This is a genomic window from Cohnella algarum, from assembly GCF_016937515.1.
Classification (GTDB): Bacteria; Bacillota; Bacilli; order Paenibacillales; family Paenibacillaceae; genus Cohnella; species Cohnella algarum.
Genome location: NZ_JAFHKM010000002.1, coordinates 390,738 through 416,714, shown reverse-complemented (window position 1 = coordinate 416,714; position 25,977 = coordinate 390,738). Strand labels below are relative to the sequence as shown.

The 25,977-nt window shown below is 56.6% G+C and carries 34 protein-coding genes; 33 read left to right on the top strand and 1 reads right to left on the bottom strand.

Annotated elements, in window-relative coordinates; translation table 11 throughout:
* Positions 1 to 30 precede the first annotated feature (30 nt).
* The 26 genes from JW799_RS29910 (at position 31) to JW799_RS01885 (ending at position 19,618) form a co-directional block, all read left to right on the top strand.
* Positions 31 to 564, top strand: a complete 534-nt coding sequence (locus JW799_RS29910) for an HNH endonuclease (RefSeq protein ID WP_420830596.1) — start codon at positions 31 to 33, stop codon at positions 562 to 564.
* Between the two features lie 24 nt (positions 565 to 588).
* On the top strand, positions 589 to 1,341 hold the full coding sequence (terS, locus tag JW799_RS02005; protein WP_205428501.1) for a phage terminase small subunit: 753 nt from the start codon (positions 589 to 591) through the stop codon (positions 1,339 to 1,341).
* Positions 1,342 to 1,515: 174 nt separating this feature from the next.
* Positions 1,516 to 2,814: a PBSX family phage terminase large subunit gene (locus tag JW799_RS02000; RefSeq protein ID WP_205428499.1), complete on the top strand. Its 1,299-nt coding sequence runs from the start codon at positions 1,516 to 1,518 to the stop codon at positions 2,812 to 2,814.
* A 15-nt stretch (positions 2,815 to 2,829) separates the two neighbouring features.
* Positions 2,830 to 4,314: a phage portal protein gene (locus JW799_RS01995; RefSeq protein ID WP_205428496.1), complete on the top strand. Its 1,485-nt coding sequence runs from the start codon at positions 2,830 to 2,832 to the stop codon at positions 4,312 to 4,314.
* A complete protein-coding gene (locus tag JW799_RS01990) occupies positions 4,311 to 6,101 on the top strand; it encodes a minor capsid protein (RefSeq protein WP_205428494.1) in 1,791 nt (596 codons plus the stop codon). Before JW799_RS01995 ends, JW799_RS01990 begins: the two co-directional genes overlap by 4 nt.
* Entirely contained in the window at positions 6,098 to 6,265 is a 168-nt protein-coding gene (locus JW799_RS01985) for a hypothetical protein (protein WP_205428491.1), read from the top strand. Before JW799_RS01990 ends, JW799_RS01985 begins: the two co-directional genes overlap by 4 nt.
* 59 nt (positions 6,266 to 6,324) lie before the next feature.
* Complete coding sequence (locus JW799_RS01980) at positions 6,325 to 6,618, top strand: hypothetical protein (protein WP_205428489.1); 294 nt, start codon at positions 6,325 to 6,327, stop codon at positions 6,616 to 6,618.
* 125 nt (positions 6,619 to 6,743) lie between these two features.
* Complete coding sequence (locus JW799_RS01975) at positions 6,744 to 7,391, top strand: phage scaffolding protein (protein WP_205428487.1); 648 nt, start codon at positions 6,744 to 6,746, stop codon at positions 7,389 to 7,391.
* A 6-nt stretch (positions 7,392 to 7,397) separates the two neighbouring features.
* The gene (locus tag JW799_RS01970; protein ID WP_205428484.1) at positions 7,398 to 7,757 is read left to right on the top strand and encodes a hypothetical protein; all 360 of its coding nucleotides are present in this window, start codon (positions 7,398 to 7,400) and stop codon (positions 7,755 to 7,757) included.
* A gap of 23 nt (positions 7,758 to 7,780) precedes the next feature.
* Positions 7,781 to 8,824, top strand: coding sequence for a major capsid protein (locus tag JW799_RS01965; RefSeq protein ID WP_205428482.1), 1,044 nt, complete (start codon positions 7,781 to 7,783; stop codon positions 8,822 to 8,824).
* A 42-nt stretch (positions 8,825 to 8,866) separates the two neighbouring features.
* Entirely contained in the window at positions 8,867 to 9,130 is a 264-nt protein-coding gene (locus JW799_RS01960) for a DUF7210 family protein (protein WP_205428479.1), read from the top strand.
* Positions 9,130 to 9,738 (top strand): hypothetical protein, encoded by a 609-nt coding sequence (locus JW799_RS01955; protein WP_205428477.1) that lies wholly within the window; start codon positions 9,130 to 9,132, stop codon positions 9,736 to 9,738. The genes JW799_RS01960 and JW799_RS01955 overlap by 1 nt, the downstream gene beginning before the upstream one ends.
* 128 nt (positions 9,739 to 9,866) lie before the next feature.
* Positions 9,867 to 10,256: a DNA-packaging protein gene (locus JW799_RS01950; RefSeq protein WP_240353126.1), complete on the top strand. Its 390-nt coding sequence runs from the start codon at positions 9,867 to 9,869 to the stop codon at positions 10,254 to 10,256.
* The gene (locus tag JW799_RS01945; RefSeq protein ID WP_205428475.1) at positions 10,253 to 10,615 is read left to right on the top strand and encodes an ABC transporter ATP-binding protein; all 363 of its coding nucleotides are present in this window, start codon (positions 10,253 to 10,255) and stop codon (positions 10,613 to 10,615) included. The genes JW799_RS01950 and JW799_RS01945 overlap by 4 nt, the downstream gene beginning before the upstream one ends.
* Complete coding sequence (locus tag JW799_RS01940) at positions 10,615 to 10,920, top strand: hypothetical protein (RefSeq protein ID WP_205428472.1); 306 nt, start codon at positions 10,615 to 10,617, stop codon at positions 10,918 to 10,920. The genes JW799_RS01945 and JW799_RS01940 overlap by 1 nt, the downstream gene beginning before the upstream one ends.
* Positions 10,920 to 11,321, top strand: a complete 402-nt coding sequence (locus JW799_RS01935) for an HK97 gp10 family phage protein (RefSeq protein WP_205428470.1) — start codon at positions 10,920 to 10,922, stop codon at positions 11,319 to 11,321. The genes JW799_RS01940 and JW799_RS01935 overlap by 1 nt, the downstream gene beginning before the upstream one ends.
* A gap of 4 nt (positions 11,322 to 11,325) precedes the next feature.
* Entirely contained in the window at positions 11,326 to 11,766 is a 441-nt protein-coding gene (locus tag JW799_RS01930; protein WP_205428468.1) for a phage tail terminator family protein, read from the top strand.
* Positions 11,747 to 11,974, top strand: a complete 228-nt coding sequence (locus tag JW799_RS01925) for a hypothetical protein (protein ID WP_240353125.1) — start codon at positions 11,747 to 11,749, stop codon at positions 11,972 to 11,974. Before JW799_RS01930 ends, JW799_RS01925 begins: the two co-directional genes overlap by 20 nt.
* Positions 11,975 to 13,306 carry a phage tail sheath subtilisin-like domain-containing protein gene (locus tag JW799_RS01920; RefSeq protein WP_205428466.1) on the top strand — a complete coding sequence of 444 codons (1,332 nt, stop codon included), beginning with the start codon at positions 11,975 to 11,977 and terminating at the stop codon, positions 13,304 to 13,306. It abuts the gene before it with no gap.
* Between the two features lie 22 nt (positions 13,307 to 13,328).
* Positions 13,329 to 13,964: a hypothetical protein gene (locus JW799_RS01915; RefSeq protein ID WP_205428464.1), complete on the top strand. Its 636-nt coding sequence runs from the start codon at positions 13,329 to 13,331 to the stop codon at positions 13,962 to 13,964.
* 19 nt (positions 13,965 to 13,983) lie between these two features.
* On the top strand, positions 13,984 to 14,451 hold the full coding sequence (locus JW799_RS01910) for a phage tail tube protein (RefSeq protein WP_205428462.1): 468 nt from the start codon (positions 13,984 to 13,986) through the stop codon (positions 14,449 to 14,451).
* Between the two features lie 30 nt (positions 14,452 to 14,481).
* A complete protein-coding gene (locus tag JW799_RS01905) occupies positions 14,482 to 14,892 on the top strand; it encodes a phage tail assembly chaperone (protein WP_205428460.1) in 411 nt (136 codons plus the stop codon).
* Positions 14,893 to 15,073: 181 nt separating this feature from the next.
* Positions 15,074 to 17,458, top strand: a complete 2,385-nt coding sequence (locus JW799_RS01900; protein ID WP_240353124.1) for a tape measure protein — start codon at positions 15,074 to 15,076, stop codon at positions 17,456 to 17,458.
* Between the two features lie 75 nt (positions 17,459 to 17,533).
* A complete protein-coding gene (locus tag JW799_RS01895) occupies positions 17,534 to 18,520 on the top strand; it encodes a copper amine oxidase N-terminal domain-containing protein (RefSeq protein ID WP_205428459.1) in 987 nt (328 codons plus the stop codon).
* A gap of 48 nt (positions 18,521 to 18,568) precedes the next feature.
* Entirely contained in the window at positions 18,569 to 19,288 is a 720-nt protein-coding gene (locus JW799_RS01890; RefSeq protein ID WP_338026205.1) for a LysM peptidoglycan-binding domain-containing protein, read from the top strand.
* Positions 19,289 to 19,306: 18 nt separating this feature from the next.
* Entirely contained in the window at positions 19,307 to 19,618 is a 312-nt protein-coding gene (locus JW799_RS01885) for a hypothetical protein (protein WP_205428457.1), read from the top strand.
* On the opposite strand, the gene JW799_RS01880 is transcribed toward JW799_RS01885, so the two are convergent.
* The gene (locus tag JW799_RS01880; RefSeq protein ID WP_205428455.1) at positions 19,599 to 19,802 is read right to left on the bottom strand and encodes a hypothetical protein; all 204 of its coding nucleotides are present in this window, start codon (positions 19,800 to 19,802) and stop codon (positions 19,599 to 19,601) included. The genes JW799_RS01885 and JW799_RS01880 overlap by 20 nt on opposite strands.
* 93 nt (positions 19,803 to 19,895) lie before the next feature.
* Between JW799_RS01880 and JW799_RS01875 the strand changes: the two genes are divergently transcribed.
* The 7 genes from JW799_RS01875 to JW799_RS01845 are packed head-to-tail and all read left to right on the top strand — an operon-like array spanning position 19,896 to position 25,960.
* Positions 19,896 to 20,876 (top strand): XkdQ/YqbQ family protein, encoded by a 981-nt coding sequence (locus JW799_RS01875; protein ID WP_338026204.1) that lies wholly within the window; start codon positions 19,896 to 19,898, stop codon positions 20,874 to 20,876.
* The gene (locus JW799_RS01870) at positions 20,863 to 21,267 is read left to right on the top strand and encodes a DUF2577 family protein (RefSeq protein ID WP_205428453.1); all 405 of its coding nucleotides are present in this window, start codon (positions 20,863 to 20,865) and stop codon (positions 21,265 to 21,267) included. Before JW799_RS01875 ends, JW799_RS01870 begins: the two co-directional genes overlap by 14 nt.
* Positions 21,152 to 21,532: a DUF2634 domain-containing protein gene (locus JW799_RS01865; protein WP_205428452.1), complete on the top strand. Its 381-nt coding sequence runs from the start codon at positions 21,152 to 21,154 to the stop codon at positions 21,530 to 21,532. Before JW799_RS01870 ends, JW799_RS01865 begins: the two co-directional genes overlap by 116 nt.
* Positions 21,525 to 22,604 carry a baseplate J/gp47 family protein gene (locus JW799_RS01860; RefSeq protein ID WP_205428451.1) on the top strand — a complete coding sequence of 360 codons (1,080 nt, stop codon included), beginning with the start codon at positions 21,525 to 21,527 and terminating at the stop codon, positions 22,602 to 22,604. The genes JW799_RS01865 and JW799_RS01860 overlap by 8 nt, the downstream gene beginning before the upstream one ends.
* The gene (locus JW799_RS01855) at positions 22,597 to 23,184 is read left to right on the top strand and encodes a putative phage tail protein (protein ID WP_205428450.1); all 588 of its coding nucleotides are present in this window, start codon (positions 22,597 to 22,599) and stop codon (positions 23,182 to 23,184) included. The genes JW799_RS01860 and JW799_RS01855 overlap by 8 nt, the downstream gene beginning before the upstream one ends.
* Positions 23,181 to 23,468 carry a ketopantoate hydroxymethyltransferase gene (locus JW799_RS01850; protein ID WP_205428447.1) on the top strand — a complete coding sequence of 96 codons (288 nt, stop codon included), beginning with the start codon at positions 23,181 to 23,183 and terminating at the stop codon, positions 23,466 to 23,468. Before JW799_RS01855 ends, JW799_RS01850 begins: the two co-directional genes overlap by 4 nt.
* Positions 23,468 to 25,960 (top strand): hypothetical protein, encoded by a 2,493-nt coding sequence (locus JW799_RS01845; RefSeq protein WP_205428445.1) that lies wholly within the window; start codon positions 23,468 to 23,470, stop codon positions 25,958 to 25,960. Before JW799_RS01850 ends, JW799_RS01845 begins: the two co-directional genes overlap by 1 nt.
* Positions 25,961 to 25,977: the final 17 nt, after the last annotated feature.

Below are 25,977 nucleotides of genomic sequence, written 5' to 3'. Positions count from 1 at the left end.
GGTGCTTTTTATTTTGCCCGGAAGGAGGCGATGCGGGTGCCAATGACAACGAGACAGCGCCGTTCATTTGAGCATGCTTTGATTCATAAGCTCAATGCGCTTAGAAAGCTTGGTCGATATGTCGGCATGTATGGAAACCTTCGAAGGCCAGCGCAACTGACAGACGAAGCAAAGGCATTATGCCTTCGGTGCGTTGAAATCATTCGGGACGAAAACGCCCATTTCATCCAGAAGATGGCGTGCGCATCGCTGTTAGATTACTTCTTACCGGAATGGCGCGAGATTGTCGGATACCGTATTCTGGGTCAAGTGGTTGATCGGAACAGTTCCGAGGTTCGAGCTTGGCGGAAACGGGTGCTTCGGCGGGATGGCCATCGATGTGTTTTATGCGGATCTACAGAGAACTTGGAGGCGCATCATTTGGCATCCTGGGCTGAGTTCCCCGAGTTAAGGATCGTTGATGAAAACGGGATGACGTTGTGTAACGATTGTCATGCTGATCAGCATGTCGAGAATCGGCACTTGATCCTTCGCCGGCCCAATCGGACAGCAAAACAAACATAACGCTGGAGGTGGTGATCATGCGACATGGAGGCGGTGCATAAGTCGGCCGAACAGGACTATTTGTCCGGGATGAAATATAAGGACATCGCGAAGAAATACGGCGTTACGATTAACACGGTCAAGTCGTGGAAACAGCGGCAAGGATGGAACCGCACTGGGGGTGCACACTCGAATAAAAGTGTGCACACAAAACGTACGGGTGCACCCGACGGAAACCGAAACGCAGCAGGGAATCGAGGCGGGGCCGCGCCAAAGGGAAACAGCAATGCCGTGACGCATGGCTTTTTCCGCAAGCACTTGCCTGCGGACGCCCTGGCAATCGCCGAGGGCTTGACAATGCGTAGCCCGATAGACATCCTCTGGGAGAACATTGTAATCCAGTACACGGCTATCGTCCGGGCGCAGCAGATCATGTATGTTAAAGACCGGGACGACAAGACGATTGAACGCGTCGAATATAAGGACGGCAATGTTATCGGCGAGAAGTGGGAAGTGCAGCAGGCTTGGGATAAGCAGGCGACTTTCCTGCAAGCGCAGAGCCGGGCGATGGCTACCTTGCAAGGGCTGATTCGGCAATACGATGAGCTATGCCGAAGCGATTTGGCCACCGAAGAACAGCGTTTGCGTCTCCAGAAGCTGCAGGCCGAGGTCAAGGCGCTCACAAATGACGACGATAAGACGCAGGATGACGGCTTTATCGAGGCGTTGAGAGGCAAAGCGGCCGAGGTTTGGAACACTGAAAACACGGAAACGGATGATAGCGAAAACGAGAGCTAGAACGAGCATTTGCGAGTTCGGCTTTTTTGTGTTTGTCTCCGTTTTTCGTAATGTTCCACGGAAGTGAAATGATCGATATCGGCCATTTTCGGCCGATTTTCAAGTTTTGATTGCAAGACATGTTCACAAAATACCGGATTATGTACAAATGTCCGTGCAAGGAGGGCGTTGGGTATGGCGAATCGGACGATCCGGAGAATTAAACCGACCTTCCGATGGCAGCCGTTCAGCGCCAAACAGTTCCAAGTGCTTACTTGGTGGATGCCGGAAAGCCCGCATCATGACAAGGATGCACTGATCTGCGACGGCTCGGTGCGCGCCGGGAAAACCGCGTCAATGTCGTTCAGTTTTATCGTATGGGCGATGGAGACGTTTAACGGGCAGCAGCTTGGGATGGCCGGCAAGACGATCGGCGCGCTTCGCCGTAACGTCATTGGGCCGCTGAAGCAAATGCTCATCGGCAGAGGATACCAGGTCGAAGATCACCGCTCGGAGAACTTCCTGACGGTCATCCGGGGCGGTAAGATCAACGACTTTTATCTTTTTGGCGGAAAGGACGAACGTTCTCAGGATCTCATCCAAGGGATCACGCTGGCTGGCATGTTTTTCGACGAGGTCGCGCTGATGCCAAAAAGCTTCGTCAATCAGGCGACGGCGCGGTGTTCGGTGGACGGGGCGAAGCTTTGGTTCAACTGTAACCCTGCAGGGCCCTACCACTGGTTCAAGCTCGAATGGCTCGACCAGCTCCGCCAGAAGCACGCCTTGCATCTCCATTTCACGATGGACGACAATCCGTCGCTATCGGAGCGCGTGAAAGAACGCTACCGGCGGATGTACAGCGGGATCTTCTTCAAGCGATACATCCTCGGGTTGTGGGTGATGGCAGAGGGCCTAATTTACGACATGTTCGACCCAGAAGTTGGCGGCAAGCATGTCGTACGGACAGAGGATCGGCCCTACCAGCAATACTATGTGAGCTGCGACTACGGTACACAAAACCCGATGACGTTCGGACTCTGGGGCCTGCACAAGGGCGTCTGGTACAAGGTCAAGGAGTATCATTACGACGGCCGAGCCAAAAGCCGCCAAAAGACGGACGAGGAATACTGCGACGATTTGATCGAGTTTGTTGGGAAGCTGTCGGTTCGGGGTGTGATCATTGACCCCTCGGCGGCTTCTTTCATTACGGCGGTCAAAAAGCGCGGCGGGCTGCGGGTAATCAAGGCCGACAACGACGTGATCAACGGGATCCGGGACGTCGCTTCCTCGCTCGTCGAGGGTCTGATCAAATACAACGACTGCTGCCAGGAGACGTTTCGCGAATATTCGTCCTACGTTTGGGACGAGAAGGCCGCACAGCGCGGCGAGGACAAGCCGGTCAAGGATAACGACCACCAGATGGACGGCGATCGCTATTTCGTTCGCAGCGTTGTCAAACGTAAGCGCGGCGTCTACTTCCCGGATGCCAAATAGGAAGGAGGGAGAAACATGTTGTTTTGGCCCGGACAGGAACAGCAGGAGATTGAAGAAATCATCATCCGCGGCGCTAAAACGGCTGCGACGATCGAGCAGATCATGCAGCTCGAAATCGGCGAGTGGCAAAATTCCGACAAACGAAAATGGATGGAGATCGGAGTCCGCTACTATCGCAACAAGCCGGACATTTTGGACCGGCACCGGAAGACGATCGGCGAGTCGGGCGCCCGTGAGATCGCGACGAATCTCGCGGACAACCGGCTGGCGAACGGTTTTACGCGCAAGCTGGTCGACCAAAAGGTTGGATATTTGCTCGGGAAGCCGATGAGTATCCAGGCGGACAACGAGGGGTATCTCGAAAAGCTGAACGAAATATTCGACAGCGCCATGATGCGGCGTCTGCAGTCTACCGGGAAAGCGGCAATCAATTCCGGAATCGCGTGGTGGCATCCCTATTATGACGATTCCGGGCGGCTGTTGTTTAAGCTGATGAACAGCTTGGAAATCATCCCGCTTTGGGCGGACGAGGCGCATACAATCCTGGACGCCGTCATTCGCGATTACGAGGTTACCGTTTACGAGGGGTTGCAGCGCAAGACGGTCCGCAAAGTCGAATGGTGGGACACAAGCGGCGTCCGCCGTTACGTTGCGGACGGGACAGGCTTTATTCCTGACGTTGAGGCCGGCGCAGTTGGAGCGCACTTTACCGTCGTCAAGGACGGAAAGGAACAAGGTATGAACTGGGAACGCGTCCCGTTTATCGCCTGGAAGTACAACGAGGAGGAGCAGCCACTCGTTGAATTGATTAAAACCCTCGTCGACGACTACGACCGGAATAAGTCGGACAACTCGAACAACCTGGAGGACCTGCCGAACAGCATTTACGTCGTTGAAAATTACGACGGCACGGATGCGGCGGAATTCCGGAAAAATATTTCGCGGTACCGGGTTGCTTTTGTTTCTGATGACGGCGGGGTCGACTCGATCAACATTGAGATCGACACCGAGGCGTACAAAAACCATCAGGAGCAAAACCGGAAGGATATTTACGAGTTTGGCCGCGGAGTGGACACGCAGGGCGTGGATATTGGCAGCGCGCCTTCTGGGGTGGCACTCCGCTTTCTGTATTCTGACCTGGACATGGACGCATCGCTCATGGAGACTGAGTTTCAGGCGTCACTCGAGCAGGTGCGCTGGTTTATCGACGCGCATTTGTACAACACGACCGGCATCGATTACAGCGGCGAAGAAGTCGAGTTTATCTTTAACCGTGACATGCCGATCGACGAATCCGCTATTATCACGGCAATTAAAGATAGCGTCGGCATCCTTTCGGACGAGACGCTCGTCGCGCAGCATCCGTGGGTTAAGGATGTGCTGGCCGAACTGGATCGGATTAAGGAACAGCGCGAGGAGGAGCAGAGGAATTACGGCGGCCTCCCTCCCAATACGCCGCCTGAGGGAGGCCCACCGGCGCCCGGGGCTGACAGCGGATGAGGTCGGAAGCATACTGGGCAAAGCGGATGGACGATCTCAACGAGGCGATGCTGGCCAAGGGCGAGGAGTACATCCGGACGCAGAACGAGGAGTACGAAAAGGCCCTCGCGAAGATCCAGAAGCAGACCGAGACCTGGTACGCACGGCTCGCCAAGAACAACAACGTCAGCATGGCCGAGGCCCGCAAGCTCCTCAAGGCCAACGAGCTCCGTGAATTTAAATGGACCGTCGAGGAGTACATCAAGGCCGGTCGCGAGAACGCGGTCGACCAGCGGTGGATGAAAGAGCTTGAGAACGCCAGCGCCAAAGTGCACATCACCCGGCTGGAGGAGTTGCAGACTCATCTCCGGAACGAGATCGAGCAATTGGCGGCCAAGCGGCAGAAGGGCACGACGGCCACCTTGGGTGACATCTACAAGGACAGCTATTACCGGTCCATATATGAGCTGCAGAAGGGTGCTGGCGTTGGCTCCTCGTTTGCAGCGCTGGATGACCGCCAGATCGACAAGGTGCTCGCCAAGCCGTGGGCACCGGACGGTAGCAACTTCTCGGCCCGGATCTGGGCGGACCGGACGAAACTGGTCGCCGAGCTGCAGAAGATCCTGACGCAGGACCTGATCCGCGGCGAGCCGTCGGACCGGGTGATTTCCGATTTTGCCGATCGCATGGGCGTGCACCGGCGCGATGCCGAGCGTCTCATCCGTACGGAGTCCGCTTATTTTTCCGGGCAATCTCGGCTCGACGCGTACAAGGAGTTGGGCGTCGAACGATACAAATTCGTCGCGACGCTCGACAAACGCACCTCGGATCAATGCCGCCGGATGGACGGCGAGGTCATTCCGGTCAGCGAAGCGCAGGCGGGGGTCAATTACCCGCCGCTGCATGTGTACTGCCGCTCGACGACAATCCCGTATTACGAGGACGCGGCACCCGGCGAGCGCGCGGCGCGGGACGGCGGCGGCAAGACATACATGGTGCCCGGCAATATGACGTACGCGGAGTGGGAGCGGAAGCACGCGCCGCGGAACGCAAGCGATGCGCCGGATCCGGAAACGCCGAAGCCGGTCACTCCGCCGCAGGTACGCCAGGCCGAACCGTTCTCCCCAGCCAAAACGCTCGATGAGGCTGAGGAGTACGCCAAACGGGAGTTGGGTTTCGAAGAAGTCAACTATACGGGGATGCACTTGGATAGCGCGAATGACATTAACAGAGCCATCGGTATCGCGCTTACTGAGTTTCCTGGACTCAAAGGTTTCACGAAAAAATTATCTGTGTCAAATACAGAAGAATTTGTGGCGCAGGCAGGTTTGTATGCCGTTGGAAACACCGTGGAGTCCAGGTTGGAAGTGTCCGTGTATTACTACAATCCGGCTGATATCGGTGATATAATCAAGGCATCCGTTGATTCACAGCATTGGCCGCCCGGATCTAATCCTCTTTCAGTGATCATCCATGAGTTCGGCCATTTAGCCGAATATGCGCACGCCTTGCAGCTGTTAGGGGTGTGGCCAGGCACCGATATGGATGCAGACGAGATACGGATCGCATTTACCCGGATTAACCGTAACGTTCTTTCGCTCGAAATTGTCGCGGAGGCCCTGCAGGCCCTTGGTCTTCCAAACACAGAAGAGATCATCCGGCAGTATCTCAGCGGCTACGCGACGGTAATGGCAGCGGAAACGTTGGCCGAGGCAGTCGCAGAAGCAGTCGGGACCGACAATCCCCGGGCGCTGGCTCGGGAAATCTTACGTATTCTGAAGCGTAAATTTCAGGAGGTGAGGCTGTGACGTTGCCCGTCGTACCAATGGAGCTGATGCCGTGGGTCTACTTCGGAAAAGGAACGGTCCATATCAAGCCCGACGCACCGGAGGAGTTCCTTCCGGCATACGAAAAGTTCCGCGAACTAATTGAGAAACAGACCCGTGAGAAGTTACAATTGCCGAAGCCGTAAGCACTCCCGCACAAGCGAGGGTGCTTTTTTGTTGGCCAAAAAGTGAGGTGATGATGAATTTGTCAGCTCAACGCTATCAGAAGCTCCTTTATGTTGATGCGATCCAATTTCAAGGAGCGGACGCAGCCCATATCGCCGAGATCATTGCATTCACGGGCTTATCGATATCGATCGATTACTCGTCGAGCGGTGCGGTTACGTTGCGTGTGATCCGCGGGACGTACGATGTCGTCGTTGCAGGTGTCGGAGATTATCTGGTCAAAGACGATACAGGCAAGCTGACCAAGATGATCGAAGCCGAATTCTCGGCGGAATATCAACCTTTGGTGGAAAGCGGTGAGGGCGCGGAGTGATTCCCGGGCCTTTTTCTTTTGCCCTGTCGCATGGCTCTAAACTAGGCGTACTCGCCGGCCGGAGTATAGCGGCCGACTCCCGTAGCTGGAGAGCAGCTATAAAAATCTATGGAGGCTGATGATAGATGGATTGGCTGAAGGAGCTTTTGAAAAAGCTGGGCGTCGCGGAATCTGAGGTGGACAAGATCGACACCGAAGTGGCCAAGGAGCTGCCGAAGCACTTTGTGCCCAAGACGCAGTACAACGATGTCGTCGATGCCCGCAAGAAAGCTGAGAAAGAAGTGTCCGACCGGGACAAACAGCTCGAGGATCTGAAGAAGTCCAGCGGCGACGCCGAGTCGCTGAAGCAGCAGATCGAAAAGCTGCAGGGTGAGAACAAGACGGCGAAGGAGAAATACGAGGCCGAAGTCAAGGACCTGCGCCTGAACACCGCGCTCAAGCTGGCGCTCGCCGGCAAAGCGCACGATCCGGATATCGTTGCCGGCTTGATCGACAAAACGAAAATCGAGCTGGACGACGCCGGCAATGTGAAGGCGGGGCTTGACGATCAACTGAAGGGCTTGCAGAAGGACAAGGCTTTTTTGTTTGTCCCGGAAGGCAACGACAAAGGCAGCTCGTTCCAATTCCGCGGGGCGAAGCCTCCGGAAGGCGGCAACCCCAGCGGCGGCGGTGGCGGGAAAGACGATGCTGCTGAGTTTGGCAAGCGGATCGCCGATTTTGCCAAACAAAACGCGGCCACCGCTGATGCGCAAAAATCTTATTTTGGAGGCTGATCTCACATGAGCAAGTTTGTGCAAACGGACTACGGCAACCGGAAACAGATCCTCAAGTTCCCGGACCATTACGTCAACCTGGCCATCACGGTTAGCGACGCCGGCGTGACGGCGGGCCCGGACGGCAAAAAGATCGTCCCGGCGGGCACGATCATGGGCGGCGGTGTTATCAATGACCCGACGGTGTTGGCCGTCAAGTCCAACGACGCGAACGCGGAGGGCGTGCTTTTCAACGACGTTGACGTGACGTTCGGACCGGCGCCGGGCGCGCTGCTGATTCACGGGTTTATCGATCGGGCCAAGCTGCCGGAAGCGCCGACGGCTGATGCTGTTGCCGCGCTCAATCAAATCAAGTTTATCGCCTAATCGGCGGGAAGGAGACTGACAACATGCCTAATATTTTTGACCTGATCAACGCCCGGGCAATCGCCTCGTATGTGACCACCAACCCGAGCAACCAAATCCCGTACCTGGGCGCGACGCTGTTCCCGGCGCGCAAGAAGCTGGGCCTTGACCTGGCTTGGATCAAAGGCTCCCGCGGGCTGCCGGTAGCGCTCCGGCCGTCGGCATTCGACGCCAAAGCGACGCTGCGGGACCGCATCGGGATCTCGAAGATTGAGACGGAGATGCCGTTCTTCCGCGAAGCGATGCGTATTGGGGAAAAGGATCGACAAGACCTGCTGCGTCTTATGGAGAGCAGCAACGACCAGTATGTCATGCCGCTGATCACGCAAATCTTCGATGATGCGGCAAACCTCGTCAACGGCGCGCAGGTCATCCCGGAGCGGATGATCATGCAGCTGCTCTCGACCGGGAAAATCGAAATCACGGACAACCGGCAGGATTATGACTATGACTACCACTTCGCGCAGTCGCACATGGAGACGCTGACGGGTACCGCTGTATGGACGGATCCGGACAGCACGCCGATCGAGGATATCCAGCGCTGGAAACGGATTATTAACGGGGACACGGGGGCAACGCTGGCCCGGGCGATCTGCACGGAAAAGACGTGGGGCTATCTGATGCAGCATCCGTCGATCCGTCTCGACATGAATCCGATCGGCGGCCAAAACATCATCATGACCGATGCGCTGCTGCACGAGTACCTGCGGAACAAGCTTCAAATTTCGGTTGCGGTGTACAACAAAATGTACGCCCTGCAGGACGGTAGCACGCATCAATTCTTCCCGGATGACTTCTTCACCCTCATTCCGGCCGGCAACCTGGGCAATACGTGGTACGGCACGACGCCGGAAGAAGCTGACCTGATGGCCGGCGCGACGGCGGCCGAGGTGCAGATCGTCAATACGGGCGTTGCGATCACGACGATCAAGGAGCCTCATCCGGTCAATGTGGAAACGATCGTTTCCGAAATCGTGCTTCCGTCGTTCGAAACGATGGACACGGTATTTATCGCCAAAGTGGCATAAGAGGGGTGTCGCCCCTCTATTTTTCCGAAAGGAGCGATCAATATGGCACCAAGAGGCAATAAGGAAGCGGCAACTGCCACCTCCGAACAGCTGGGGCAAGCCCCCGAGGCAGGCGAACAAACGACTCAGCAGCCGCCGGCGCAACCGCCTGAGGCGAAGCAGCCGGAGACCGTAAAGGCGGTTTTCGTCGTGTACTGCAAGCATAACCGTACCCGATACCAGGCCGGACAGATCGTGGAGCTGGCCCCGGCCGTATTCGATGAGCTGAAGCGTGCAAAAGTCGTCAGGGCGGCGGAGGTGGGCTGATGTCGCGTTTTTGGGACGATGATGAAAAGCGTTGGAGGTACGTGCGTAAAAGCAAACCGCTGCCGATGACGGGCAACGGCGGAGCCGTAACGATCCCGGACGGCAGCATTACAACGGCGAAGCTCGCGGATGGCTCCGTCACGACGGCGAAGCTCGCTTCTGGTACCAAGGCGCCGTCTGCGGCAACAGCGGACGCCGCGCCGTGGGCAGGAATTACCGGGAAGCCCAGCACTTTTCCGCCAACAATCGGTTCAACGTCGTTGACGGCCAAGGCGGGCAACTGGACGCCGGCGGCCGCTGACATTTCCGATGCGAGCGTGGTCGGCCGATCCGTATTGACCGCAGCCGACGCAGCCGCTGCTCGCACCGCAATCGGTGCCGGCACGAGTAGCCAGAACCTGACCGCCTTGACCGCAACCGAGGCGACTGCCGGGACGGCGACGACAGCCCGGGCCATCACGGCCGCTGTGCTGGCCGGGGCAATCAACGAGCGCACTAAAAACAAGGCCGAGATCACAGCATTGACGCCGATCGCGGACCCTAATGCTGCTGAGCTCTCCACTGTGGCCACGTTACTCAACGCTGTGGTCGCGGCGCTCAAGGCATAAGGAGGGATGGCCGTGCAATATTGGGACGAGGACAAAAAACAGTTCGTTTACGTTTCCCAAAGCAATCCGCTCCCCGTCGAATACGTCGAACCAGCGGAGGAAGCGCAAGCGGAAGGCGGCGAGGGCGAATGATCGACGCTGCGGACGTATGGCCGATCGTTAAGATCCGGCTTGGGGCAATCTCCGATGAGAAGAAAAACCTTGTCGGCACGTACATCATGGAGATCGGGGAGCGGATCAAGCACTGGTGCAACATCTCCACCATCCCCGATGGACTCCTTTATGTCTGGGCCTCGATGACGGTCGATGCGGTTCGAGTGGATCAGCCGAATGACGAGGAGATCGCCGGCTCGGTCGGCGGGGGCGGCGTGAACGTCAAGATCGGCGACACTTCCGTCTCCGGCGGGGGCGGATCCGGTGGCGGCCTGTCCAACACGGCGAAAAAGGCGATCGATGATGTCGTGTTCAACTATCGGTTCGACCTGCATCGGTACCGCCGAATGAGGTGGAGCCGATGATCAACATCAGGCGGCACCGCCGGGAAATCGAACGGTTTTACACGGATCGGATGACGCTTTATCGGTACGAGCCCGTCAAGGACCCGGTGACCAAATCGACGATGCAGATCCCCCAAATCATCTTAGCAGATCAGCCTTGCCGGATCTCGCAGACCGGTCTCGGCAAAAACGGCCAGACCGAGGCGCAGAACGACATCCAGTACGAAACCAAGTTATTCGTGGCGCCGGAGGTGGAGATCCGGCAGGGTGACCTCTTGGAAGTGACGCGGGAAGCCGTGACGCGCCGGTACGAAGCCGGTGAACCCTTTCCGTACTCGACTCATCAGGAGGTCAGCCTGCAGCGCAAGGAGTGGGCCTGATGCTCGATACAATCAAACCGGTTAATCAGGAGATCACCCTGCGAGTCCATTTTGTCGGCGGCGAATCGTTTACCCAGTACCTGTCGGTGGACGATGCAGAGGTGATACAAAACTTCATGGACTGGTTCCGGCGCCCCGGGAAAGATCAGGTTTGGGCATGGCACGTTGTCCATGATGCCGAGATCCACATGATGCATCATCGGCACATCATCGCCGTGGACATTGAGGGATACGTCGAGCCGGAGGGCCGGCCGTCCCGTTGGTACGAGCGCTGGCTCGATCGACTCCGGATGAGGTGGCTGTGATGCCCAGATGGGGGCGATTTGAATTCGACGAGCTGCGAAAACTCGGGTCCAATCTGAAAGAGTTGGAGCGTGCGCTGCCGGGCTTTATCGAAGAGTGCGTGCGGGAGATCGCGGGCCGTCTGCTCGCCAAAGTCGTGCCGCGGACTCCGGTCGATACCGGGGAGCTGCGGCGGAGATGGACGATCGGGCAAATCCGGAAGACTCCCGACGGCTATGAGGTCGAGGTCATCAATCCGGTCGAGTATTCGCTTTACCGGGAATACGGGCACCGGACGGCCAATCATATGGGATGGGTCGAAGGCAGTTTTATGCTGACGATCTCCAATCAGGAGCTTGAGCGGGAACTGCCGGCCCTGATGGAAAAAAGGCTCGAAAAGTTTTTGAAGAAATTTCTGGGGTGACGCCATGCAGGTGACGATCAACGATGTGATTTACGCCGTCAACGCCGCCCTTGACACCGCGTTCCCGGACATCCCGATTGCAAACGAGGAGATCAAGCAAAACCTTGATCCGCCTCGTTTTTTTGTGCGCTTGTTGGAGCCTGCCCATACACAGGAGCTGGGGCGCCGGTACCGCCGCGACATGCCGTTCGTGGTCCGGTACTTCTCGCCGGAGCGCGCCAACGAGGACATGTACGACAAGGCCGAGCGGCTCACGTCAGCCCTCGAGTGGATCACAATCGGCGGGCGCCCGTGGCCGGCGCGGGGCATGCACTTTGAAATCGTGGATGAGGTGCTTCATTTCTTCTTTTCTCTTTCATTCATCGTTTGGATAAGGGAACCGGAAGCTCCGAAGATGCAGGAATTGATACAGGAGGTGTACGTCTTTGAGCTCGAGGAAGACTGAAAAGCCGGCCATGCCCGCGGCGGCCGCGGAATCCTTACCGGTTACGCCGCCGGAACCGGCATATACCAAGGCGCAGTTTCTGGCGGCGCGCAAGTACACGCCGGCGCAGCGGGATATCTTCGTCGCGGTGCTGGAGGATGGCAAGACCTACACGGACGCCGAGGCCGACAAGGCTCTGCAGGCGTACCTGAAAAGGAGAGTGTTGTAAGTGAGTGGAGGAACATGGACGGCGCAAAATAAAGTGCGCACGGGCGTTTACATCAATTTCAAGAGCCGACCGCAGCCGCTCGGATCGCTGGGCGAGCGCGGCATCGTCGCATTCCCGGCCCCGCTGCCGTGGGGCGACCCCGCCAAGGTGATCGTGATCGAGGCGTCCGAATACATGGACAAGTCGCTCGAGCTGATCGGCTTCCGGGCGACCGATGCGAGGATCCGGCACGTTTCGGCGGCCGTGAGCCATGCCCGCACGGTGCTGTTGTTCCGGCTTGGCGGGACCGGGGCCGCCAAAGCGACCGCGTCGGTGGATACGCTGACCGCGACGGCCAAATGGGGCGGGACGCGTGGGAACGATCTGCAGGTTGCGGTGCAGGTCAATATTGACGATTCCAGCAAGTATGATGTCGTGACATACCTAGAAGGCGAGGAGGTCGATCGGCAGACGGTCGCCGAGATTGAAGAGCTTCAGCCTTCGGCGTTTATCGATTGGTCCGGCAGCGGCGCCCCTGCGGTCACGGCCGGCGTACCGCTCACGGGCGGAACCGAGGGAACGGCCAGCGGCGCCGACTTTTCCGCCGCTCTCAGCGCGTTTGAGGCGTACCAGTTTAACGTGCTGGGCGTCCCGCTTACGGATGCCACGAGCAAGCAGCTCGCCGCGGCGTACGTGCGCCGGCAGCGTGAAGAAGAAGGGAAGAAGGTTCAAGCGGTCCTGGTCGATTACCCGACGGCCGATTATGAGGGCGTCATCAGCCTGCGTAACGGGATCGTCACGACGGACGGACTTAACGTTCCTCCCGAGTTTATCCTCTGGGAGATCGCGGCGATGGAGGCGGCCGCAGACGTCAACCAATCGCTGACGTATACGGCCATTCCCAACGCGGTCGATGCGTTCCCGCGCCTCACCAACAGCGAGACGATCGCCGCGCTCCAAAACGGCGAGCTGGTGATTACGGCCGTCAACGGTACTGCGGTGATCGAGCAGGACATCAATACGCTGACCAGCTTCACACCGGACCGAGGCCGACCGTTCAGCAAAAACCGCGTCGTTCGCGTGCTTGACAGCATTGCCAACGACGTCAAGCGCATCTTCGAGACGTTTTACGTCGGCAAGGTCGGCAACGACGATGACGGACGCGCGCTGCTCGAGGCGGAGATCGTCAACTACTTGCTGGCTCTGCAGGGGGCCGGCGCGATCCAAAACTTCGACAGCCAGAGCGACATCTCCGTCGCCCAGGGGATCGACGCCGATGCCGTCGTTATCGAGCTGTCGATCCAGCCGGTCGACAGCATCGAGAAAATTTACATGACCGTCGAGATCGTGTAATCACCAGCTCGGAGGGATGATAATGCGGAGTGACTTTGCTGACCTCACCGGTATGAAATTTGGTAAACTGACGGTACTCCAATACCATGGTAAGAATAAGCACAATCAGCCAATGTGGGATTGCCGATGCGAATGCGGGAATAAAAAAGTCATCAGGGGAATGGGGAAAATATATGCTCAATCATGCGGCTGTCTCCAACGTGAGGCAGCCTCTTTAATTGGAAAAGGGGCCATGTTCAAGCACGGAGATGCGTCCGCAAAATTGTACCGAGTGTGGGCGGCAATGAAATCCCGCTGCCAGAATCCTAAAACAGCCGCATATAAGGACTACGGCGGTAGAGGTATTCGAGTTTGTGCAGAATGGGATGATTACGAATCTTTTAAAGAATGGGCATTGCAGACCGGATATGATGGGCAACTGACTCTGGAAAGAAAAAATGTGAATGGAAACTACGCCCCGGATAATTGCAAGTGGATTTCTATTGCTGATCAACAAAGCAATAGAAGGAATAACATTCGAGTTGAAGTGAATGGGGAGTTGATCACTTTAGCCGAGTTGTCGAGACGTACGGGAATACTGGATAAGACTCTGTACAGTCGATATAAAAGGGGTTGTCGTTCCTTCAAAGAGTTAACCGCCGGGCTAACCGCCGTATAAACAAAGGAGGGATTCTCTCATGGCTTTTTTCCGGGAAAGCGACGCAATCAGCGGCAAGCACGCCAAAGCCTATGCCACGATCGACGGCCAAGTCGAGGAGCTGTTTTACGCTCGATCGCTCGAAGCAACGATCGAGAAAAACAAAGTCGACGTACCGATCCTCGGCAAAACCAACACGCCGCAGCGCTCGGCCGGATGGTCGGGCAGCGGCACGCTGACGGTCTATTACGTCACATCGAAATTCCGGCAGCTCATGCGCCAGTACATTCAGACTGGGCAGGATTTTTGGTTTGATCTGATGGTCACCAACGAGCAGCCCGGCAGCTCGACGGGCAAGCAGACCGTTTTCCTCAAAAACTGCAACCTCGACAGCGTCATCGCGGCGCGGTTCGATGCAACGTCGGACGACATGCTAGAGGAAGAAATGCCGTTTACATTCAGCGATTACGACATTAAAGATCAGTTCAATACCATTACGGGCGCTTAATAGGCGCCCTTTTTCAGGAGGAATAAGATCATGTCCAGCTCTCTTCAGGATTTCCTTAACGCCAACCCGGTCGACAACCTGACGGAGGAAGTCGTCGTCTCCCCGCGCTTCAAGGACCAGGACGGTAACCCTTTGAAATTCCGGATCAAGGCCATGACGAATAAGGTGTTCGACGATCTTCGCAAGCGCCATACGCGAGTCAAAGGGCGCAAATCGGAGTTCGACGCGGGTGCCTTTAACCTTTCCGTCGTGATTGGCCACACGTTGGAGCCGTCGTTCAAAGACGCGGCGAGCCTGCAAAAGTTGGGGTGCGATACGCCGGAGGAATACGTCGAGCGCGTTCTTCTCGCCGGCGAGGTTACGACGCTTGTCAACGAAATTCAAAAGCTCAGCGGCTTCGACATCGACATGGCTGACCTGGTCGAAGAAGCAAAAAACTGATCCGGGAGGGCGACGCGGAGGCGAATTACGCCTACTACGCCCTCCATAAGTTTCACAAATGGCCAAACGAATTTTTTTCTCTCCCGCGCGAAGAACGGGCGTTTGTCATGGCGGCCATCGACGAACGGGTCGAAGCGGAGAAAAAGTTAAGCAAAAAATAGCCGCGGAGGGAGGAGCATAGATGCCGACCATATCCACCACGTTGCGGATGATGGATTCCATGTCGGGAACGATAGACCGCATCAACGAACGCATGGATAGGCTGATCGCCTCCGCGGAGCGCGTTAACCGCGTGATGGGGGGCACGGGCGCAAGAGGACCATCCGTTCCCGCGGCTCCGGTACCTGACCCGAGCAATCAGGTGATTGATATTGGAGCAACAAGCAGCGTCGATCAGGTCAATCCGCAGAACCGAGTGCTGACCTCGTGGGGCGATTTGGCGAGGATGATTGATTTGACAACGAATCGCGTGGATAAATTTACATCATCCATCGCTCGTCTCAATCAAACGATGCGGAATCGTACACCGAGCACAACGGCACACGGAGCGACCGGTACAGGGGGAAGCAGCACGGCGTTAACCGTACCTGCGAACACTGTCCATAACCAGCAGAGGATGTTGCAGCTCAATCAGCAGGTTGTCCGCGTCACGCAGGTCATCAACAACAATTACGTGCAGATCAATCAGACCCTCAACCAGACCAATCATCACCTTAGCCAGGCGGCCAACCAGCAGAGCCGCATCAACCAGAATGTACGCTCCGGAAGAAGTGCGCTGAGCGGCTGGGTCGAAACGCTCGGATCGATCTATTTTGCCTTCGAACTGATCGGCATGGCGGTACGCGGATTCCAAGCCGCGACGCAGGTCAGCGACGATTTTATCAACTCGCTCGCCCGGATCGAGCTCATCAACGACGGGTTGCAGACCACCAAGGAGCTGCAGCAAGACATCTTCGAGGCTGCCGACCGTGCCCGCGGAAGCTACAGCGACATGGCGGGCGTAATCGGACGGATGGGGACACTCGCCCGGGATGCTTTTCGAAGCAACGAGGAGCTCGTCGCGTTTGCGGAGCTCATGCAAAAATCATTCCGGGTCAGCGGGGCGTCCACGATGGAGCAGCAGGCCGGCATGTACCAGCTCTCGCAAGCGATGGCCGCGGGCCGGTTGCAGGGCGACGAGTTTCGATCGATCATGGAAAACGCCCCCATGCTCGCCCAGGCGATTGCTGATTTTACGGGCAAGTCGATGGGGGATCTCAAGGAGATGTCGGCGGAAGGGACGATCACGGCTGACATCATCAAAGGGGCCATGTTTTCGGCGGCTGACGACATCAACGCAAAGCTGGAAACGATGCCGAAGACCTTCGGGGATGTCGCCAATGAAATCGGTAATTCCGCCTTGCAGGAATTCGGCCCGGTCATCGAGCGGATTAATAGCATGCTCAATAGCCCAACTGGCCAGCAGTTTGTGGCCGGGATTAAATCGGCGTTCGGCACGGCAGCGGACGCGGCGAACTGGCTCCTGACTGCGGCGTCCAACGTTTACGGTTTTATGTCGACCAACTGGCCGACGATTGAGCCTATTTTGTGGGGGATCACCGCGGCGATGTTGGCCTGGTTGATTATGACGCAGCGTCAAGCGATCATGCAGGGCGTGCTGGCCGTGCAATCCGGCATCACGACCGCGGCTACCTTTGCACAGACGGCCGCCGTGTTTGGCCTGCGTACTGCGTGGCTGGGGCTTAACGCAGCTCAGCGTGCCAACGTGATGGTGTTTTTGATCACGGTCATCGCGGGGCTCATCGTTTGGCTCATCAAGTTGTGGCAGACCAACGATCAATTCGCGGCCGGGCTCATGAGGGTCTGGAATACGATTCTCAATTTCTTTGACCAGGTTCCGATCTTTTTTCAAATCGTCGGCAACGGAATCATTAATGCTTTTCTATGGGCAAAAGCAGAGTCGTTGCAGATTATGGAGGATCTCGTCAACGGGGTCATCGACGGCATTAACTGGCTGATTGAGAAGCTTAACACGATTCCGGGCGTCGAATTAAAGGCCGTCGAATCGTTAGGATTCGCGGCGAAGGCAGCAGCTGAGGCTGAAGCCATTAAGCAGGCCGGCGAAGAGAAGGTTGCCGAAATGCGCGCGAGCGCGGCCCAAAAAGCCGCCGAACGGGAATTGAAGGTACAGGACATGCTGGACAACCGCGCAGCTAAACGTGCAAGGGAAGAGGCGGAGAAGGCCGCAAGAGAAGCCGCGGAAGAGGATTCGAAATACGATTTCGACAAATTCGCCAAAAACGTGGGATCGATTGATTCGGTCGGCAAAGTGGGCGAGGTCGGCAAGATCAAGGACACCGTCGACATTTCCAGCGAGGACCTCAAGGTCATGCGGGATTTGGCGGAGATGCAGGCGATTCAAAATTTTGTCACGCTGACGCCGACGCTCGAGGTCACGACCGGCCCGATCACCCAAGATGTCGACGTCGACGATATGATCGCGCAGCTCGAGCGCAGGATGTCACAGGAAATCGAGTCGACCGCGCGGACCGTGTACGGGCTTTGACGCAACCCTCTCACGATTTTTCGCGTATAATCCGATATATGGTAAAGCAAACCAAATCGTGGGAGGGTGTGCATTTTGAAAAAAGCAATTTCATCGATACTTGCGGCTCTCGTCTTGTTGGTCGCGCTGCCGTTCACCTCGTCAGCTGCCGGCAAGACTCATATTTTTATTGATGGCATCCCGATCAGCGGAGATGCGATCACCAAGAGCGGCACCATCTACTTACCGTTTCGCGCCCTGTTTGAAAGCATGGCGCTGGACGTTGGATACGATCCGGCCAGCCGGACGGTCACCGGCAAAGGGGATGGCGTGAGCGTCGCCTTAACCGTGGGGAGCAAGACCGCCACGGTCAACGGAAAATCGACAACCCTCAGCGCGGCCCCGTTTGCGCAAAACGGATCGACGTACGTTCCCCTCCGATTCGTCGGGGAATCGACGGGCCGGTTGGTAACCTGGACGAAAGAAGTCAACCTCGTGCAGGTGATCAGCTCGGACTTTCAAGGGCTCACGTATACGTTCGACGGCGGCGCTTATTTGACGCTCAAGCCGGATGGAACGATTGAAGCAAGCAGTGGGTTTATCAAGGAAGGGAACGTATATTTCCGGGATATTTCCGACCCCGGGAAAACGAGCGACGTCAGCTCGCCCGGCTCCGGATTACCGCAGGGCGGGATCCTGGGCCCGGACACGGAATTTGTTGAGGAGGAAGTGCCCGGGTACAAAGGATATCCGGACTCGGCGGATATCACGTATCAGATGGCCGTCGCCGAAGGGCGTGACGAGCTGCCCCCATTGCTGAGCGAGGGGTGGATATCGGTTAGTATGCTGTCAGAGATTGAAGATGTATATTACGGAGGCATTTCAACCATTCCCGGTAAAATGGTTTTCAGCAACGAAAACCTCATGAACTTAACTATTTACAAGGAAATAACTTTACCAGAAGAATTCAATGAGACACGTGATGGTGACTTTGAAATAGATGGCATTCGAATTAAGAAATATTATGGCAATGTATTTTTCAATATAAGTGACCTTCAAAGAGAAGGAATTATCTCGAAATGAACAGGCGCCCCGAAAGGGGCGCTTTCATTTTGGATAGGAGGGAAAAACGTGGAAGAGGAAACAAAGCCGTTTTCGATGTATATCAGTTGGAACAATAACGAAGAGGGATGGCCGTTTCCCATTCTTCCGGGAAAAGTAACTATTAAACGAGAAGGGTCAGGAAAGGAATACCGGATCATCGGAACCGGGCCTATTCAGACGATCGAAAAGCCGAAATTGGCAGAAATCAGTTTTGAAAGTTTCTTCCCCGGTAACAGTTACCCCTTTATCAACCCCAAACACTTTCAAACGGATGGAAAGCCTGACGCACATCGATACGTTTACTACATTAACAAATGGATGCACAGCGGATATCCAGTCCGCTTTTCATACATTGGTAGCAACATAAACGACGACAAAACAAAAATCTGGCTCCCGATGACGATCGAATCGTTCGAACGCTGGGAGCAGGGCGGCTCCCCGGGCGACATCTTTTATTCGCTCAAGCTCAAGGAATACGTCTTTTTTGCCCCGGCGCGGGCGCGTCCGGTGCAACAGCCGGATGGCACGACGAAGCTGGTTAAGGAGCAAGCGCAGGCGTGGGACCCCCGCGTCCCCCAGGCTACGTACACGCTCAAGCCCGGGGATACGCTACTGAAGGTCGCCCGGCTGCAGCTTGGCGACTCCGGCCGCTGGCGGGAGATCCAGCAGCTCAACAACATTACCGACTCGGAGCTCAAGCGGCTGCAGCCGGGGCGGGTCCTGCAGATGCCGGCAAGAAGAACATAATGAGAGGAGACGGTAAGGATGGATGAACAGCGCATAAGGAAGATTGTTCGGGAGGAATTGGTCATCAATAAGAAGGTCGATGTTGACGAAATGATCGGTCAGATTGATCGGAGGGTGACGCGGGAAGTTTCTCAGACATTAATTCTAAACGATAGGAGTCGACCATTCATGGATGATTACGAAAAATCGGTTGTGCAATATGAAATTATCGAGGTTCTGACCAAGTATGAAGCGACCATCAGAGAAGCCGAGGACATCCTTGAGCGTGTAAAGGAAGAGCTCAAGCACGCTCGGCTTCAATCTGGAAAGACTATTTCCGCGAAACTGTAATTTCTTTTTTGCCATCATCGATCACGATCGTGATGTCGGATGTGCGAATCACGATGTTACTCGGGTTGTCTGATATTTCAGCAACATCGCCGCGTTCATCACGAATAAGATGCCGCCTCCCATCTTCCGAAGTGAAGAATTCGGCTCGATTGAAAGAGACATTCCAATCTTTGATTTTTGCCACAGTGACACCTCCCTCTTTGTCGATAAGTAAAGTTTGGACAACTACCATAATTCGACATTTATGAGGGAAGTCCTTCCAGAAGGAGGAACGAACGTGTTCGAGGTTATTCTCGACAACCGAAACGGCATACTGTGGGACATCACGCAGCTGGTCGCCGAATCGTCCTGGCGCACGTCGCGCGTCGGAAAGGCGGGCGTGCTGGATTTATCGATCGTCCGCGGCCCCGCCTATCAGGAGCAGCTCGTCGTTAACAACGGCGATGTCGTTCGGGTTCGGATGGACGGGGATCTGCTGTTCGTGGGAAACGTGTTTGTGATCGAGGAATCAGACGACCGCGAACTAAAGATCACCGCGTACGATCAGATCCGGTACTTGATGGAGACCGACACGTACGTCAAAACCAACGTCACGGCGACGGAGGTCATCCGGGACAACACGAGCGCCGTCGACCTGAACGTCGGCGATTTGGTTGACACTGTGCACCGAATCCCTCGTTTCCTCCAGGACGGCCAGAAACGAATCGACATCATCTGTTCTGCGCTCGACGAGACGCTAATGGCGACGGGGCGGCTGTACGTCTTTTACGACGACGCGGGCGCGCTTACGTTGCGGGATGTCGAAAACCTGACGGTTGACCTGATCTTGGGGGATGGCAGCCTCGTTTACGGGTACAATCTCAAGCGCGATATCGACAGCGACACCTACAACCGGATTAAGTTGGTCAGGGACAACGAGGAGACTGGCAACCGGGACGTCTACATCACGCAAGACAGCGCCACGATCGCGCGCTGGGGCCGCCTGCAATATTACCAAAAGGTAGACGATGGCCTCAATGAGGCGCAGATCAATCAGATCATGGCGCGGTTTATCGCTTTAAAAAATCGCGAGCAGGTACGCTTTACGCTGGAGGCTCTCGGGTACCCCGGGGTGCGCGCGGGTGTGAAGCTGCAGGTGACGATTGAGGAGCTTGGCATCAATCAATATTACCTGGTCGACGAATGCACGCACCGGTTTAAGGGGGACGAGCATACCATGCAGCTCGAAATGAAGGTGTACGGCAATGAGCCTCACTGATGTGATGAAGCAGATTGCCTCGAATGTAAATCAAGCGTCTCAGCCCGCCACGGTCATGTATGGCGTCGTAACCCAAACAAGTCCGCTCGAGGTAACCGTTGACCAACGGTTGCCTTTGTCAGCGGACTTTTTAATTGTCCCGGAGCACATGACGGCCTACTCGGTCACCGTGGACGGCCAAACGGTGGAAATCCGCCGCGGAATCGAGGAGGGGGACCGGCTCGTCCTGCTGCGATCGATGGGGGCCGAGATTACGTCATTCTGGGGAGGTTGCCATGAGCATATTGCCAGCAGGGGCCACGCCGGTAACGGAGGACACGGTCCAAACGAGCCATACGTACCGGATCGATTTCGACAAGGGGCGGATCGCGGGCATGACCGACGGGGTTGATGCCGTCAAGCAGGCGGTGTACAAAATCGTCGACACCGAGCGATTCGCATTCTTGATTTACAATGACTCGTACGGCCGAATTCGCGGGCCGGCGAGCGAAATTCAGAATCTCGTCACCGATGCGCTGCTTCAGGACGACCGGATTACGGCCGTCGAGGATTTTGAGGTTACCATCGGGGCCGGCGACACGGCCGTCGTTACTTTTACGGTTGTTACGATTTTTGGCTCGATCCGAGTAGAAAGGAGCACGAGCGTCAATGTATGAGACTTTGACCTACGAAGTGATTTTGCAGCGGATGCTGGATCGCGTGCGGCCGGACGTCGACAAGCGGCAGGGCAGCCTGATTTACGACGCCCTGGCGCCCGCCGCGGCTGAGCTTGCCCAGATGTACATCGATTTGGACATTAACCGCAATTTGTCCTTCGCGGATACGGCTTCCGGCGACGAGTTGGCGCGCCGGACCGCGGAGTTCGGCGTCAACCGCCGGGCCGCAACGTCCGCGATCCGGAAAGGCGTGTTCTACGGCAACAACAATGTCCCCGTCAATGTGCCGATCGGCAGCCGGTACGGCATATCGGGCATCAACTATACGGTCGCCGAGCAGATCGCCACCGGCGAGTTTTCGCTCCGGTGCGAGACGGCCGGGACCATCGGCAACCAATACTTCGGGGCGATGCTGCCGATCGAATACGTGGCCGGGCTCGTCCGGGCCGAGCTGACCGACGTCCTGGTGCCGGGGGAGGATCAAGAGCCGGACGCGGAGCTGCGCCAACGATACTATGAGGCGGTCAACGAGCCTCGGTTTGGCGGCAACGTCTCCGACTACCGGCAGACGATCAACGAGATCGACGGCGTCGGCGGCACAAAAGTCTTCCCTGTTTGGCAAGGCGGCGGCACGGTCAAATGCACGATCATCGCCGCGGATTGGAACGAGCCGTCACAGGCGCTGATCGACGAGGTTCAAACCATTGTGGACCCGACGGAAAACAGCGGGGAGGGGCTCGGGACGGCGCCGATTGGCCATCGGGTCACGATCACCGGCGTGCAGGCGCTCACCGTCAATGTCGTCACGACCGTGACGCTGGCCAGCGGCACGACGGTGGGACAGGTGCAGGGGCCGATCGAGGACGCCATTGGCGCGTACCTGCTCGGGCTTCGGCGAAGCTGGGCGAATGAGACGGAGCTGGTCGCGCGCGTAGCGCAGATCGACGCGGCGATCTTGACGGTGCCCGGCGTCATCGATGTTAGGGACACGGCGCTCAACGGTGCCCCGGCTAACCTGACGTTCGGGGCTGAAGAAATGCCCGCGCTGGGGACGGTGACCGTCAATGTCTGATCGCATTTTGCAGTATTTGCCGGCGTACTATCGCGGCATCCTGGATGTCGTGGAGTTGGCCGAAACAGAGGATATCGAGCTGGATTTGATGGCCGCTGCCGTGCAGCGGCTTTTTGACGACCAGTTTGTCGAGACATCCGACCTGCTGGCGATCAAGCGGCGGGAGGCGATGCTGGGCATTCAAGCGGACCCAACGACGGAGACGCTTGAATTTCGTAAAAAGCGGATCCTCAACCGATACCAAACCAAGCCGCCGTTTACGATCCGCTGGCTGCAGCAGCAGCTCGACCAACTTGTCGGCCAAGGGATGACGATCGTCTCCGTCGACGTGGAGGAATTCGTCCTCTACGTCACGACAAATATCGAGAACGCCAATATCTTTCATGAGGTCCTGCATACGATCCAGACGGTCAAGCCGGCCAACCTGATCTATCAGCAAAACACGTCCTTGCTGGATGTAATCGGGCTTGAGGAGCACATCAGCCGACAGACCATCACCTGGAATTACAAGCTGGACGGATCATGGGATCTCGGCGAGGAACCTTATTCGACGCTTGGAACGGAGGAGCAGATCACATGATCACGCAATCGTTTTTAATGGATGTCGCCGAGTACGTTGACGGTCGGATCGCGAAGGTGGTCATCAACGGGACCTACGTCATCACCGAGTTCGAGGCGAAGGACGTGGCCGAAAACACCGTCGCGCTGAATTACATCGTGCCGGTCGCGGACGTCTCGCTGATCACGACGATCGAGCTCATGGACGCGGCCGACAACGTGATCAGCTCCGCGAACGTCAACGTGCCGATTACAACGGACACGCTGATGCTGCAAAACATCGAAGTCAAGGAGGTCACGAGCTGATGGCAAAAACAAACTGGACGATGGGCGACACCGTCAAGCCGGAGGACATGAACCAGATCGGCCAAGAGATTAACGATAACGCGGAGAGCCTGGAAAACCATATTGGCGCCGGCGGAGCCGCCCACGCGGCAGCGACAACATCGTCCGCAGGCTTCATGAGCGCTGCCGACAAAGGGAAGCTCGACGGGATCACCTCGGGCGCCGGCAGCGCGGGGTCGGCTACGGATGCGGTCATTGGCAACCGGACGGTCTCGGACACGACCGCGCCGACCGGGAACACTGGGACGCTGACCAGTCTACTGAGCTGGCTGGCCTACATGATCAAGGCGATCACAGGCAAAAGCAACTGGCGGACGGCTCCGGCCACGACGTTGGAGGCGGCCAAGGGGCATATGGATACGACGACCGGAGCGCATGGCGCGACGGCAGCGGCGACGTCCAACACGATTATGCAGCGCGACGCTTCCGGCCGGGCCAAGGTGGCAGCTCCGGCCGCGACGGACGACATCGCGCGCAAAGCAGAAGTTGATGCAGTGCAGGCGGCCTTAGATGCGCGTACGAACCAAGACGTAAGAACGATGGCAAGCCCGACGTTTGCTAGAATCATGACTAATGCCGGAACAAGCGGATCAGGGTCACAACACCTGGGCTTGCATTCTGGCGAACAAATTAGGTTCAATATTGGCCTTAATGGCATCGAAAACGGCGATAATTCCGGTTCTAACTTTTCGATTTGGTCATACAACGATGACGGATCGTACAGGGCGATGCCGTTTACCATCAACAGGAACACTGGGGCCGTAACCTTCTCCGGTCCAGTGTCGGCGAACTCGGTAAGAGCGGCGACGTTCCGTGAGCTTAGTTCGTTCTATTTCGAAAAGTACGTCGGGCGTGGAACTCACACCACGGATCAGACCAATAAGAAGTTCGACCTTTATTGGACAGGCGGCATTCAAGGATATATAGACGTCGAGGTTACAAGCGCGTGGAATACCGGGAATCTGACCGGTAGGGTGGTTAAGCGTATTGTTGTTGCGACCTCGGGGGCTTCTACCATCGCTTACCAAGGCTCGCGTTACGTGGAAGCGCTCGGAGCAGCCCGTCTCTATATATCCATTGGGGATGTAGAATATGACACGGCAAATTCCCGATGGAGAATTAAGATAGGTATATCCAACATAACCACAAACAGTCCGATCGATGTTCATGTCAGAGGGTACGCTAATGGTTCGGGAGGGCAGCAAAACCTTCTCGGTTCTCAACTCAGCCCCGTCTATACGACGGATTCGACTGCACTCCCGGAGGCGAATATCTTCCTGCCGGGGGAGCCTACGGTGAATACTGCCTCGCCCGGAAGCGACTCCCAACAAATCGCAAATACAGCGTACGTAACGGGAGAGGTGGGGGCCCGTTCGGCGTTATTAACGACCAACAAAAACTCGCTCGTCAGCGCTGTGAACGAGGTTGCCATGAAGTCGATCGGGTATGGCACGACGGCCGGGACCGGGACGGCCTACACGGTGTCTCTCAGCCCGGCTCCCACGGAACTCACGATGGGCATGAGGATATCGGTTAAGCTCAATGCGGCCAACGGTGCAAACCCGACGATCAACGTCAACAGCCTCGGGGCCAAGGCGATTCGGCGGGTAGACGGTACCGCGCCGCCGTCAGGATTCCTCAAGTCGGGCGGCGTTTATACGCTGGTCTACGATGGCACAAATTTTATCTTGCAGGGTGAAGGGGGTGAGTATGGCACGGCAGTAGCTGCTGACGTACTGGCCGGGAAAACGATCGGCACCCAGAACGGACTTGTGACAGGCACGATGCCGAACAATGGTTCCCTGTCCTTCACGCCCGGTCCGAACGCTCAGTCCATCCCAGCGGGATACACGAGTGGTGGTACGGTTGCTGGGGTTAGTAATCTGGCTGCGGGCAATATCAAAGCAGGGGTGACGGTCGGAGGGGTCGCAGGCACATTCACGAGTGACGGGAATGTTGGCGCGGGCGACATACTGAACGGCAGGGTCGGCTACACAAACGGACAGAGGATCGTCGGCAACCTCACCTCCCTGAGGCAGAGTGGATCGTCGGGGGTGCCGAATGCCACTATCAGGGTATATGGGTTCTCCAATTACCCTGGTAGCTATGTGTACGACTCCTATTATATCGAGGGTAATGTCCGTACTGACATAGGACTTCCGAGGTTGATCGTTGGCTATTGTAATCACCCCAACGGCTGGCTATACAACGTCGTCTATTCATCTGGTATATCAATGGGAACTACTTTGCCCAACACGAGCGGACTTTCCTATGGCCAGATAGCATTTTGTACCAAAACCGCGAGGGACACCGGGACTTTCGGGACGTCGATGCATTTCTCCGGTCCTTTTGCAGATGATGGTATATTGGGAGGTCCTACCCCGTTCCGGATACCGGTTGGCACATGGTCGGAACTGGTCGGACAGACATTCACATGGTACGCATTTTGGTAATGGCTCCGCGATACGCG

What these genes read in the sequence shown, in the direction of transcription:
- JW799_RS29910 (WP_420830596.1), top strand. Translation starts at nt 31, where the DNA reads ATGCGGGTGCCAATGACAACGAGACAGCGCCGTTCATTTGAGCATGCT.
- terS (WP_205428501.1), top strand. Translation starts at nt 589, where the DNA reads ATGGAGGCGGTGCATAAGTCGGCCGAACAGGACTATTTGTCCGGGATG.
- JW799_RS02000 (WP_205428499.1), top strand. Translation starts at nt 1,516, where the DNA reads ATGGCGAATCGGACGATCCGGAGAATTAAACCGACCTTCCGATGGCAG.
- JW799_RS01995 (WP_205428496.1), top strand. Translation starts at nt 2,830, where the DNA reads ATGTTGTTTTGGCCCGGACAGGAACAGCAGGAGATTGAAGAAATCATC.
- JW799_RS01990 (WP_205428494.1), top strand. Translation starts at nt 4,311, where the DNA reads ATGAGGTCGGAAGCATACTGGGCAAAGCGGATGGACGATCTCAACGAG.
- JW799_RS01975 (WP_205428487.1), top strand. Translation starts at nt 6,744, where the DNA reads ATGGATTGGCTGAAGGAGCTTTTGAAAAAGCTGGGCGTCGCGGAATCT.
- JW799_RS01970 (WP_205428484.1), top strand. Translation starts at nt 7,398, where the DNA reads ATGAGCAAGTTTGTGCAAACGGACTACGGCAACCGGAAACAGATCCTC.
- JW799_RS01965 (WP_205428482.1), top strand. Translation starts at nt 7,781, where the DNA reads ATGCCTAATATTTTTGACCTGATCAACGCCCGGGCAATCGCCTCGTAT.
- JW799_RS01960 (WP_205428479.1), top strand. Translation starts at nt 8,867, where the DNA reads ATGGCACCAAGAGGCAATAAGGAAGCGGCAACTGCCACCTCCGAACAG.
- JW799_RS01955 (WP_205428477.1), top strand. Translation starts at nt 9,130, where the DNA reads ATGTCGCGTTTTTGGGACGATGATGAAAAGCGTTGGAGGTACGTGCGT.
- JW799_RS01950 (WP_240353126.1), top strand. Translation starts at nt 9,867, where the DNA reads ATGATCGACGCTGCGGACGTATGGCCGATCGTTAAGATCCGGCTTGGG.
- JW799_RS01945 (WP_205428475.1), top strand. Translation starts at nt 10,253, where the DNA reads ATGATCAACATCAGGCGGCACCGCCGGGAAATCGAACGGTTTTACACG.
- JW799_RS01940 (WP_205428472.1), top strand. Translation starts at nt 10,615, where the DNA reads ATGCTCGATACAATCAAACCGGTTAATCAGGAGATCACCCTGCGAGTC.
- JW799_RS01935 (WP_205428470.1), top strand. Translation starts at nt 10,920, where the DNA reads ATGCCCAGATGGGGGCGATTTGAATTCGACGAGCTGCGAAAACTCGGG.
- JW799_RS01930 (WP_205428468.1), top strand. Translation starts at nt 11,326, where the DNA reads ATGCAGGTGACGATCAACGATGTGATTTACGCCGTCAACGCCGCCCTT.
- JW799_RS01915 (WP_205428464.1), top strand. Translation starts at nt 13,329, where the DNA reads ATGCGGAGTGACTTTGCTGACCTCACCGGTATGAAATTTGGTAAACTG.
- JW799_RS01910 (WP_205428462.1), top strand. Translation starts at nt 13,984, where the DNA reads ATGGCTTTTTTCCGGGAAAGCGACGCAATCAGCGGCAAGCACGCCAAA.
- JW799_RS01905 (WP_205428460.1), top strand. Translation starts at nt 14,482, where the DNA reads ATGTCCAGCTCTCTTCAGGATTTCCTTAACGCCAACCCGGTCGACAAC.
- JW799_RS01900 (WP_240353124.1), top strand. Translation starts at nt 15,074, where the DNA reads ATGCCGACCATATCCACCACGTTGCGGATGATGGATTCCATGTCGGGA.
- JW799_RS01885 (WP_205428457.1), top strand. Translation starts at nt 19,307, where the DNA reads ATGGATGAACAGCGCATAAGGAAGATTGTTCGGGAGGAATTGGTCATC.
- JW799_RS01870 (WP_205428453.1), top strand. Translation starts at nt 20,863, where the DNA reads ATGAGCCTCACTGATGTGATGAAGCAGATTGCCTCGAATGTAAATCAA.
- JW799_RS01865 (WP_205428452.1), top strand. Translation starts at nt 21,152, where the DNA reads ATGAGCATATTGCCAGCAGGGGCCACGCCGGTAACGGAGGACACGGTC.
- JW799_RS01860 (WP_205428451.1), top strand. Translation starts at nt 21,525, where the DNA reads ATGTATGAGACTTTGACCTACGAAGTGATTTTGCAGCGGATGCTGGAT.
- JW799_RS01855 (WP_205428450.1), top strand. Translation starts at nt 22,597, where the DNA reads ATGTCTGATCGCATTTTGCAGTATTTGCCGGCGTACTATCGCGGCATC.
- JW799_RS01850 (WP_205428447.1), top strand. Translation starts at nt 23,181, where the DNA reads ATGATCACGCAATCGTTTTTAATGGATGTCGCCGAGTACGTTGACGGT.
- JW799_RS01845 (WP_205428445.1), top strand. Translation starts at nt 23,468, where the DNA reads ATGGCAAAAACAAACTGGACGATGGGCGACACCGTCAAGCCGGAGGAC.